Source organism: Providencia sp. PROV175, assembly GCF_032707045.1.
Lineage (GTDB): Bacteria > Pseudomonadota > Gammaproteobacteria > Enterobacterales > Enterobacteriaceae > Providencia > Providencia hangzhouensis.
Map to the genome: position 1 here is coordinate 2,521,191 of NZ_CP120533.1, position 10,176 is coordinate 2,531,366.

Genomic DNA, 10,176 nt, shown 5'->3' on the forward strand with positions numbered 1-10,176 from the left:
CTTGATGAATGTTGTCAATGGCAGTTTAATTTTGACCCCTTTAAGGCTCCAGTTGGCAATTTACAATTGACCCCATTGACTACACTTCAGACACGATTGGCGCAATGCCTATTTTACGCTTATCCTTTAAACGATAACTTTCACCGCTAATTTGAATCACATGACAGTGATGCAATAATCTATCTAACATCGCAGCTGTCAATGTTGTATCATGGGCAAATGCGCTTGCCCATTGACTGAAGGGCAAATTACTAGTTAATAACGTACTTCCTTTTTCGTACCGCTTGGCTATTACGTTGAAAAAGAGATTCGCTTCTTCTCGCCCAAAAGGTAAATAACCAATTTCATCAATAATTAGGAGCTTGGGACTTATCACAACCCGTTGTAAGTAGGATTTTAATTTACCTTGATTATGTGCGGTTCCCAGTTGTAACATTAAATCTGCTGCGGTAATAAATCGCGTTTTTATATTCGACATAATCGCTTTATAGCCGAGAGCTATCGCTAAATGGGTTTTTCCAACACCGCTCGGACCCAGCATAACAACGTTCTCATGACGTTCAATAAAACTGAGACCTGATAATTCAATTAGTTGGGATTTAGGAACACCGCTAGCAAAGTTAAAGTCATATTCCTCAAGCGTTTTGATGTTAGGTAACCCTGCAAACTGCAAGAGTGTCGCCTTAGTACGCTGCATCTTAGCATTGATTTCCTCAATCAGAAGTTTTTCAATAAAGTCAGCATACGACCCTTCTTGTTCAAGGTGTTTTTCAGCAATCCTAGGCCAGCTTTCAGGTAATGCGTAGAGTCCTAGTTGGCGACAAGCATCAGCAATACGTTCAGATTGTAAATTCATAATGTTCCCTGCAACAGTTGATCATAGACGCTAAGCGGATGCTGTAGGCTTTCAAATGGCATCGGTGTCATCTTTATCTTCTGATAGCTATCAATATTGCCAAACTTTATCGGCAATGGCAGTAAGGCATTCTGCTCTGTGATTAAGCGTTGGTTCGGTATTTCACCTGTCGTACCGTGGACTCTTGCATTGGCAACTTGAGTTAACCAGTAACCGACATAACCATTTGCAGTTTGGACATCCAGTTGTAACTCTGACATCCTTAATGTTGCTTGTAATGGCACAACAAAGCTTGATTTTAGGTAACGGTTAAAACGTTAACTTCAACTTTCCCCTTTGTTTTGGCTCGATAAGGGCGACAAACGGTCAGGTTAAAACCATAATCCTGAGCAAGAGATAAAAGCTTAGGATTCCAACGATGCTCTCCTACTCGGTAAGCATCACGCTCAAGGATGATCGCCTTTGCGTTATCAAAAAGAATCTCATGAGGAACACCGCCAAAAAAATCGAAGCTACGGACTAATCCATCAACCCATGCATCGGTTCGTTCATTGTCATAAAAATGAACATAACTGGCTCGAGAGTAACCTAGCGTTGCAACAAACGCCTTTAATGCCTGTTTACCTCGCCGAATAATGGTAAAATCAACTTGCAACTGCTTTCCTGGCTTTGTTTCAAATCGTACAAGAGGTTCTGGCAATGCTTTAGGTTTTAAAGTCGCTAGATATCCACTTAATATTCGACGTTTTCCTTGATATCCCAAAGCAAGAATTTCTTCATAAAGAACGGATGCCGGTATCCAATCAGGATGAGCCGCATCAATCCGAGACTGAATATAGTCTTTAAATGGTTCTAGTTTGCTTGGACGATGAGTTTTACGCTGATAAACAGGTTTAGTATCAGTACGTTGCAAATACTTTTTAATCGTATTACGCGCTAGACCTGTTTCACGAGCAATCCTTTTGATCGACTTCCCCTGTTGTTTGAGAACTTTTATTGTCACAACCTTCTCCTGAGTTAACATTGAAAAGCGGCCTCACAAGTAAAACCGCAATATTACGTCAGGGGTCAAAATTCAATTGCCAATATGGGGTCATTTTTACACTGCCAGTAACAATGTTGATATCTGCCATAATTAAGCCCTCCCTGCATAGGTGTATTCGTTGCTGAACTGGCTTAATGGAACAATGACAGGACTATCAAAGCCGTCTCGCTGAAAAGTCACACGATTGAATTGAACCGATAAAACTTTGACGGTTTCACCATTATTTTTGTGAGTGTAGAAATCATTAGGTTGAGGGTTACGCATGATGTTTACCTCCAATAGCAGGTAAGCGACCAGCGAATATCAGCATGTAATCACGTACAAGCATCAGTCTTGCACTGTTCTCGTTCGATGCTGTAACAACAATACGGCAAGGTTTAGCGGTGTAATCGCTACGGTTTAACGCGAGGAATAACCATCTGTACGATTGGTTAGGGGTGAGACTAGTCCGCCCTGTGACGGGTGTGTTAATATCTTGCATAGCTACCTCGATAGTATCAGTATCGTTGGTGGTCAGCCCTTGAGTGATACTGGTAATATCATTCGAGGGCGTTTTATTTTGCACACACTTCATGTTAGAGTACGTACATAACAAATAACATACTAAGGGATTACATACGTACATGTCAACGCCAAAAAGAGACAAAACAGAAAAAGGAAAGGGATTATCTCCAACATTCCAAATCAGGATCACGCCAGAACTTAAGGCGCAATTTGAATCTGCGGCATCTGAAGCTGGAATGAGTTTAGGTAACTGGCTTAAAACTCTTGGGCGAAAAGAGTTAGAGCGATTAGGCGTTGAGCCTAAAAACTGATATTTGCCATACCAGAGAAGTAAGCTAATATTAATATTCTCACTTGCTCGGTATTTAATATCGACGTTTCCAAGGGTAGCCGATTGGCTGCCCTTTTTTATGGACTGTAAAAACTCAATTCTGCCTTGTGTAGTGACCCCGATTAAACCTTGCCAATGAGGATAATTAGCCTCTTTAGAAAGATGAGAAAAGTCACCTTTCGCAAATGGTGTAAATTCTCCACGTTTTAGGTTCTCGCTGTTATCCCATCCTCCAACGGTGGTTAGGATTAATTGATTGGCAAAATGTTTTGCTGATTGACCTGAGAAATATTCCCCAGATTGATTTCCCGTAAATTTGGGTGATTGATTGGCGTAAATTTTCGCTGATACATCGGCTAAAGTTTTAGCCAGTTGCTGAGCCAAAATATTGACCGAGTAACCAGACGAAAGTTTGTCTGATTGATTGCCAGTAATACCGTAGTTTAAAGCTACAGTATTATTAAGGGTGTAAGTTGAACTTACGTTATTACCTGCCAGTAGGGAATCATTCACTTGGTAGGCAATATTCCCCAACTCTGGGGATAATTGATTAATATTTGAACTTTGATACACCGCTTTGGGTGTACTAACCATTTGTAAGTTAATAGCCGTCATTAGTTAGCCTCCAAACGCTGAACTAACCAACGTTGCGCCAACTCAGTTAATTGCGCCTTTCTCTGCGCTGTAGGTGTATCTAAGTCAAGGAAAGCACAATTACGAGCCTCTAAGTAGGCCAATAGTTTTAACTGCTCTGTGCTCATGTTATCCCTGACTTCTTTAGATTTGATCCCTTTGTTTTTAGCCCACTTTATCGGGTCAATGCCTAACACCAGCTTATTGATAAAGCGCGATTCATTGCTATATGCAAAGCCTTTCTGGCTATCACCTGTGCGCTCAATATAGCCTTTCATAGCCTCAGCCATGCTTTTATGGTCTTCACAAGCTGCGACGCGGTTTTTACGCCAGTTCTGTATAGCGGCTTTATGTTCTTCAGGGGCGATCCTGCGTAATCGTTCCTCGCATTCAATGAAATAATGACGGGCTAACTTTCCTTGGTCATTGCGCTCAACCATTGATAACTCTTTACCCATGTTGAGGCTGACAATGTAATCATGTTCAAGTTGCTGTCTAAATTTTGCGCTCCCCCGTTTTGGTGAGCTCAAATTTTCTACAACGATATAATCAATATTCTCAACAAAGCCATATTGTTTAATTCGTCCTTTAATCCAACTCGTATAATCACGGCCAACTTTCAGGAATGAGTGTAATTTACGGCTACTTACTGTTTGAATTTCTTTACCGTTAATATTGTTATTAATAACAGGAATTAAATTATCAAAAGTATTAGCCACTTGGTTTTCAGGGTGAGCGAATCCCTGACCCATTACGGTCATTTTATTTTTCATATTGTTATTTCCTTATTATTCGGTAGGGTACTGCGACAAAATTAATTCAGATTGTGATTTCGATATACCTTCATATCCGCCAGCATTGGCGCGTTGGTTGATGAGGTTAATTACCTTCTGTGCGTCTTTCTGACTGCGAATACGATAACGGTAATGTGATCCAATACCGTCTGGGTTCGGTTCGTCGATACGTTCTAAGTTAATATTTAATTTGCGCTCCAGTTCTGAGCAGTAATTACGGAATGAAGATAAGCGACAATATTTCAGGCCGTCATTTTCTGTAATTCCGTTTGCACCAGAACCAACAATATAAATAAATCCACGCTGTTTTTTTGGTGTGCGTTTGGTTATAATGGCGGGGCAATTTCCAATATCATTACTGATATCAAAGCCGCCTCCGCAAGGGCGGTTTTTCTTTTCCATTATGCTACCCCGCTTTGTGATTTCTTAGCTTCAGCCCATGCGCGAATTTCTTTCGCATCATAGACAAAAAAGCCTTTCTCAATCTCAAATGACTTAGGTAATTTACCGTCACGCTCCCAGCGATAACGAGTAGCATCAGAAATGCCTAGAAAGTCGGCTGTATGACGTAGACGGGCGTAACCGTCCATAGGGTATGGTGTACTGATTTTAGCGCGAGGCTTGCGCTTAGGTGATTTCTTTTCCATGTGTATGACTCCTTGTGAATGTCATACACATTAAAGATAAATTATGATTTTATTGTTAGTCAGTTATGAAAAACTTATTGAAGTTATAGATAACTTATTTTAAATATAGCTGTTCAATTTCTCTTGCTCTGGATAGCCACTCTTTCATCGTATTTTCAGAAATAATTGGCATTTCTATCCCAGCATCAATAGCCTTTTTGCTAATCGAGCTTATTAATGTTTGTGGTGATTGTTTTAATTCTGAATCATTAAATCCATTCAATAATAGTAAAAACTTTATATACGTTGCTTGGTTTGCTGTTGTCCTGAATTTAGATATGTACTCCGCAATATCATCTTCATAAATTGCCGATGCGCTACTAATATCTTGCCTTGCAGTAAATTTCTTTTCATAGATGGCGTTTATATCATTTTTTGTGATGTATAGGCTGCTTTCTTTAATATTTGGATTGTTTTCTTGAGAAGTGATTGGTAAGCAAAATACTGGCGTTATCGACTCATCACCACCGCCTAACGGTATATCAATGAAAGATTTCACCATCAAAAAACCATATTCACCTTTGAATTCATATAAAGATTCATTGAAAAAACCAACATTGTCAAAGGTTGGAATTAGTCTCCACAGACCATTAATATATGCGTGTAAATAAAAATCAGAATCTGCAGCTTTATCACTATCCTTGAAATCTATCTCTGCGATATTGCCCAGCTTTATCTTTTTTCTTTTACGTAGAGGGGAGTCAACTGGCGTTGCTGGCGGATAATTTGAACTGTCAGTAAGAATATTCGTAGCTGATGCTGGAACCATACTCATTACTTTAATTTTAGGCAACCTGACACCAATAGAAATCAAATCTTGCTCAGCGAGTGTATAGATATCTTCTTTTGAGCATTTAAGTAATTCGGCTGCTCTTTCTATTCGGCAATATTCTAGCTCTGGAATACCATTAGAGTCCCATACGTTTTTAAATCGTTTGCTGCTCATCACGTCACCTTTAACGTGCCTTAAAGAATACCGTATCAGATAGGTAAGGTTTCCCACTTTTCGCCCCGTCGAGCTAGATACGGTTTAAACTCGTTATGCTTTCTTGCTCATTGGTACAACATTATAGTCGGATCCACTTTCTAATGCTGTAAGCAAATCAGCCCATTGTGATAATGCGGCTTTTCGTTCATCAAAGTAATCATGGCGGTTATACACTCCTTCAATACCCTTTACCCTGTGATTTAAGCACCTTTCTGCTATCTGTGGCTCAATACCTAATGCTGATAGGTGAGTTCGCATTGTCCTTCGTAGGTCATGGATGCTGAACGCAGTAAATGATTCAGGTAGTAACTCTCGTATTACTGTAAGGCCATAATTCAAAGTGCCATTACTAATATGTGGCAATCGATTAGAACCTCTACCCCTAGCAGGTAAAACATACTCACTTCCGCAAGCCATTTCTTTAAGTTGAGCAAGCCAATTAGTGACAGGGTCACTTAGTGGGATATCTACAGCATCACCTGTTTTGCTTCTTTCGGCTGGAAAATGCCATACCGCATTATCTAGGTCTATTTCATTCCACTTAGCCGCGCATAGTTCCATCTTACGCAATCCCGTTGCTAGAATAAGTTTAAAGGTAATTTTATTTTGTGCTGGGAGGTCAGATTTGTTCAGGGCGTGAAAGAATACTAATAATTCGTCACGAGACAGCCATCTATCACGTTTATTTTCTCGTCCGCCAGCATCACTTATATTAAATGCTGAGGCTGGATTACTTTCTATTAACTGCCTACGAACAGCATAATCAAATATTCGCTTTAAGTTACGCAAGGCATCATTGGCTACGGTAGGTGCGCCCCTATCAGTAATTGACTGAATAAGGCTATCAATATCTTTCGGTTTTACTTCTTCTATTTTTTTATGGCCAAGAATTGGGATTATATTGGTATCAATGGCCCATTTTATTTTTTCTGGGTTCTTACGTTTTGGTTTTATCTGTCTTTCATAGAATTCATCAATTAAAGCCTTAACTCTAATCGCGCTTTCTTCTTGCTGTATTAACTCCAACGCTTCAGCTTTCTTCCGCTTTATCTCCCCTGCCACGTCATAGCCAAGCGTTACCTTTGCAGATAGTTCTCTAGCAACTTCACGAGCTTTCATTAGGGTAATGTTAGGGTAGCTACCAATAGAGACAATTCTAGCCTTTTTATTGAAGCTGTATCTAAATCGCCAACTTGGATTTTTATCATTCTTTGAATATCGAAGATATAAACCGTTGCCATCGGCCTTACCTTCAAATCGTTCATTTGAATTTATCCAAGCTCTAATTTGTTTATCGTTGAGCTTTGCCATTTTGTGCAATTTCCAATCACTGAATAACCCTATCAAGCTATTGAAGTCCGCAACCTAAATAGCCGTATATTTTATAATCTTTTTTAGGTACAAGCTCAGGTACAAGCAAAACATGACGTAAAGTGATTGCTTGTGATTTGCTGTGAACTTGTAACTTATTGTTTATAAAAGAATTATCTTTTTTATTGCACGGTTGTGAATGACTCTGAAACGCAATTAGATCTTCTTACCTTAAATATTAAAACAGGGGATAGGCCTGTATGTTAATTAATGTAATACGACCGGATGGTTATCCAGCGAATAAATTTGTATTTTAATCATTTCAGAAACAGGGTCTTCTGGGCAATGCTCAATAAAATAATTGAGATCGCTCAATGCCACATGATTACAGTCTAAATGTGCCAGAATTAACCCTCGGTCACGAATTTCGTAAGGGTCTTCAGGGTCAAGAGTCAGAAGCGTTTCACAAACCCGCAACGCTAATTCCATCTTTTTCTCTTCCATTAATGACGCTTTTAATGTGTCAAAAATTTTACGAATGACAACGCTGTTTTCTGCTACATCCAGTTGGTCATGGTAAAATTCAGAAAAAGGATCAACTGTTCCTTTGAGCCATAAATTTAATGTGTGTAATGATAAAGATTCGCCATTAACAGGGTTAATTACCCATTGGCTACCATCATTTCTTTCACTGATAAATAATAATTGCGTAGGAAAAATAGCGGGATAAATCGCAATACCAAGGCGTTCGGCAACATACAAGAAGATAGCACCGAGTGTCACTGGCGTACCTTGCTTAGATGACAATACTTTATCTAACCACAGCATATCCGATAACAAATAAATTCCTTCAGCTGGACCAAACGACCATTCTTGGTAGAAAAGTGAAGTCAATTGCTGAATTTTTGTTTCATTATCAGCAGTTAAATCGATACAAGACTTGGCTGATGATACTAAGCTATCTAACTGAGCTTGCACTTTCATCAGCGGGAAATCATGACGGATACATTGTGACACAGTCATGATCCCTTCACTTAAAGGGAGTTGATTAAACTCTATATTCGCTATGGTTTTCATTACATTCCCACTGCTACGCCACTTAACCATTCCATTGACCGAGTGAAATTCGCTCTCTTCCACCATAATCAAGACAAGTCTCAATTTTGGTGTACCCATGTACTTTAAATAAATCACGCACCGCAAGACCTTGTGTCCAGCCATGCTCAAGAAGCAACCACCCTTGATTTTTAAGATACTTTTTAGATTCTTTAATGATATGCATTAAATCAGCTAAGCCTTCATCCTTCGCCACAAGAGCGGTTAACGGCTCAAATCGCACATCACCTTCACTGAGGTGCATATCATTTTCATCAATATAGGGTGGATTACTGATAATCATATCAAATTGTTGAATTGATAGTGAAGAAAACCAATTACTTTGTATAAATTTGACATTTGAAATATTCAAACGCTGCTGATTTCGTTGTGCTAAAGCAACTGCATCAGGGTTAAAATCAACACCAATAACCTGACTTTGTTGCATCTCTGACGCCAAAGCCAATGCAATCGCCCCTGTCCCAGTGCCTAAATCTAAAATTTGATTTTTTTGCTCTGTTAGCCTAGATAATGCTTGTTCAATAATGCATTCAGTATCTGGCCTAGGTATTAGTGTTGCAGGAGAGACATAAAGAGGAAGAGACCAGAACTCACGTTCACCGATAATATAGGCGATAGGCTCACCTTTCTCACGGCGTTGTAAAAGTAATTCAGCTTGTTGGAATTCTTCGGCTTTGAGTTCTGTTTCACCAAAAGCAAAAAGATAGGTACGACTGCGGCCTGTGACATGTTCCAGTAAAATTTCAGCGTCTCGCTTTGCACTGTCACTTGCAGACAGCCGATTCGCTGCCTGCTTGACCCATTCGATATATTGCATTATTCCTGCTCAGACAACGCAGAAAGTTGGTCTGCCTGGTATTCATTGATGATAGGTTGGATAAGTGAATCCAGTTTTCCTTCCATCACTTCATCCAAACGGTATAACGTTAAGTTGATACGGTGGTCAGTCACTCGGCCTTGAGGGAAATTATAGGTACGAATACGGTCAGAACGGTCACCAGAACCCAACAGGTTACGACGTTCAGAAGCTTCCGCGGCTTGGCGTTTATCCATTTCTGCTTGGCGAATACGTGCACCTAACACAGACATCGCTTTCGCTTTGTTTTTATGTTGTGAACGTTCATCTTGGCACTCAACAACGATACCTGTTGGAATATGGGTAATACGAATTGCAGAATCTGTGGTGTTAACGTGCTGACCACCCGCTCCTGATGAACGGAAGGTATCAATACGTAAGTCCGCAGGGCTGATTTCAGGTAACTCAGCTTCTGGCAGTTCAGGTAAAATAGCCACAGTACAAGCAGAAGTGTGGATACGGCCTTGAGATTCAGTTTCAGGGACACGTTGAACACGATGACCGCCTGACTCAAACTTTAAGCGACCATAAACGCTATCACCGGAAATTTTCGCGATAACTTCTTTAAAACCGCCATGTTCACCATCACTCGTGCTCATTAATTCAACGCGCCAGCGGTTGTTTTCTGCATAGCGGCTATACATACGGAATAAATCACCCGCAAAAATTGCCGCTTCGTCTCCCCCTGCTCCCGCACGGATTTCAACGAAGCAGTTATATTCATCATCAGGATCTTTCGGAAGCAATAACAATTGTAATTGCTGTTCGAGCTCTTCATTGCGCGCTTTGGCTTCTTTAAGCTCTTCTTGAGCCATTTCTTTCATTTCAGGATCGTCTAACAACATTTCAGCTGTTTCGATGTCATCCTGTACTGTGCACCATGCGCTAAAGCATTTAGCGACATCAGACAATTGAGCATATTCTTTTGATAAAGCACGAAAACGGTCTTGATCGGCAATTACACCTGCATCAGCAAGGTGCGCTTCAATTTCTTCGTAGCGTTCTTGTAATGCTTCTAGTTTTGCGACAATAGAAGGCTTCATTCGTTATATAAGA

At 40.1% G+C, this 10,176-nt stretch carries 12 protein-coding genes and 1 pseudogene; 1 reads left to right on the plus strand and 12 read right to left on the minus strand.

Annotated features, from left to right (window positions below):
- Positions 1 to 79: 79 nt before the first annotated feature.
- From istB to P3L44_RS11285, 4 genes and pseudogenes are all read right to left on the minus strand, one after another.
- Positions 80 to 856: an IS21-like element helper ATPase IstB gene (gene istB / locus P3L44_RS11270; protein ID WP_040133147.1), complete on the minus strand. Its 777-nt coding sequence runs from the start codon at positions 854 to 856 to the stop codon at positions 80 to 82.
- Positions 853 to 1,880, minus strand: a pseudogene (gene istA / locus P3L44_RS11275) (IS21 family transposase). The gene istB and the pseudogene istA overlap by 4 nt, the downstream one beginning before the upstream one ends.
- A gap of 111 nt (positions 1,881 to 1,991) precedes the next feature.
- Positions 1,992 to 2,165 carry a DUF4222 domain-containing protein gene (locus tag P3L44_RS11280; protein ID WP_004265088.1) on the minus strand — a complete coding sequence of 58 codons (174 nt, stop codon included), beginning with the start codon at positions 2,163 to 2,165 and terminating at the stop codon, positions 1,992 to 1,994.
- Complete coding sequence (locus tag P3L44_RS11285; RefSeq protein WP_316928239.1) at positions 2,158 to 2,526, minus strand: host cell division inhibitor Icd-like protein; 369 nt, start codon at positions 2,524 to 2,526, stop codon at positions 2,158 to 2,160. The genes P3L44_RS11280 and P3L44_RS11285 overlap by 8 nt, the downstream gene beginning before the upstream one ends.
- On the opposite strand from P3L44_RS11285, the gene P3L44_RS11290 reads away from it, so the two are divergent.
- The gene (locus tag P3L44_RS11290) at positions 2,525 to 2,716 is read left to right on the plus strand and encodes a toxin-antitoxin system HicB family antitoxin (protein ID WP_196731548.1); all 192 of its coding nucleotides are present in this window, start codon (positions 2,525 to 2,527) and stop codon (positions 2,714 to 2,716) included. The two genes, P3L44_RS11285 and P3L44_RS11290, sit on opposite strands and share 2 nt — an antisense overlap.
- A gap of 634 nt (positions 2,717 to 3,350) precedes the next feature.
- Here the strand turns inward: P3L44_RS11290 and P3L44_RS11295 are convergent.
- The 8 genes from P3L44_RS11295 to prfA all read right to left on the minus strand — a co-directional run bounded on the left by P3L44_RS11295 (position 3,351) and on the right by prfA (position 10,163).
- Positions 3,351 to 4,142 (minus strand): antA/AntB antirepressor family protein, encoded by a 792-nt coding sequence (locus tag P3L44_RS11295; protein WP_196731549.1) that lies wholly within the window; start codon positions 4,140 to 4,142, stop codon positions 3,351 to 3,353.
- A 15-nt stretch (positions 4,143 to 4,157) separates the two neighbouring features.
- Positions 4,158 to 4,565 (minus strand): hypothetical protein, encoded by a 408-nt coding sequence (locus P3L44_RS11300; RefSeq protein ID WP_004265094.1) that lies wholly within the window; start codon positions 4,563 to 4,565, stop codon positions 4,158 to 4,160.
- The gene (locus tag P3L44_RS11305) at positions 4,565 to 4,810 is read right to left on the minus strand and encodes a helix-turn-helix transcriptional regulator (RefSeq protein ID WP_140172376.1); all 246 of its coding nucleotides are present in this window, start codon (positions 4,808 to 4,810) and stop codon (positions 4,565 to 4,567) included. Before P3L44_RS11305 ends, P3L44_RS11300 begins: the two co-directional genes overlap by 1 nt.
- A 94-nt stretch (positions 4,811 to 4,904) precedes the next feature.
- The gene (locus P3L44_RS11310; protein WP_196731550.1) at positions 4,905 to 5,795 is read right to left on the minus strand and encodes a hypothetical protein; all 891 of its coding nucleotides are present in this window, start codon (positions 5,793 to 5,795) and stop codon (positions 4,905 to 4,907) included.
- A gap of 93 nt (positions 5,796 to 5,888) precedes the next feature.
- The gene (locus P3L44_RS11315; protein WP_196731551.1) at positions 5,889 to 7,148 is read right to left on the minus strand and encodes a tyrosine-type recombinase/integrase; all 1,260 of its coding nucleotides are present in this window, start codon (positions 7,146 to 7,148) and stop codon (positions 5,889 to 5,891) included.
- A gap of 267 nt (positions 7,149 to 7,415) precedes the next feature.
- Entirely contained in the window at positions 7,416 to 8,225 is an 810-nt protein-coding gene (gene sirB1 / locus P3L44_RS11320; protein WP_036958727.1) for an invasion regulator SirB1, read from the minus strand.
- Positions 8,226 to 8,247: 22 nt separating this feature from the next.
- Complete coding sequence (gene prmC, locus P3L44_RS11325; RefSeq protein ID WP_094962514.1) at positions 8,248 to 9,081, minus strand: peptide chain release factor N(5)-glutamine methyltransferase; 834 nt, start codon at positions 9,079 to 9,081, stop codon at positions 8,248 to 8,250.
- A complete protein-coding gene (gene prfA, locus P3L44_RS11330; protein WP_272662757.1) occupies positions 9,081 to 10,163 on the minus strand; it encodes a peptide chain release factor 1 in 1,083 nt (360 codons plus the stop codon). Before prfA ends, prmC begins: the two co-directional genes overlap by 1 nt.
- Positions 10,164 to 10,176 lie beyond the last annotated feature (13 nt).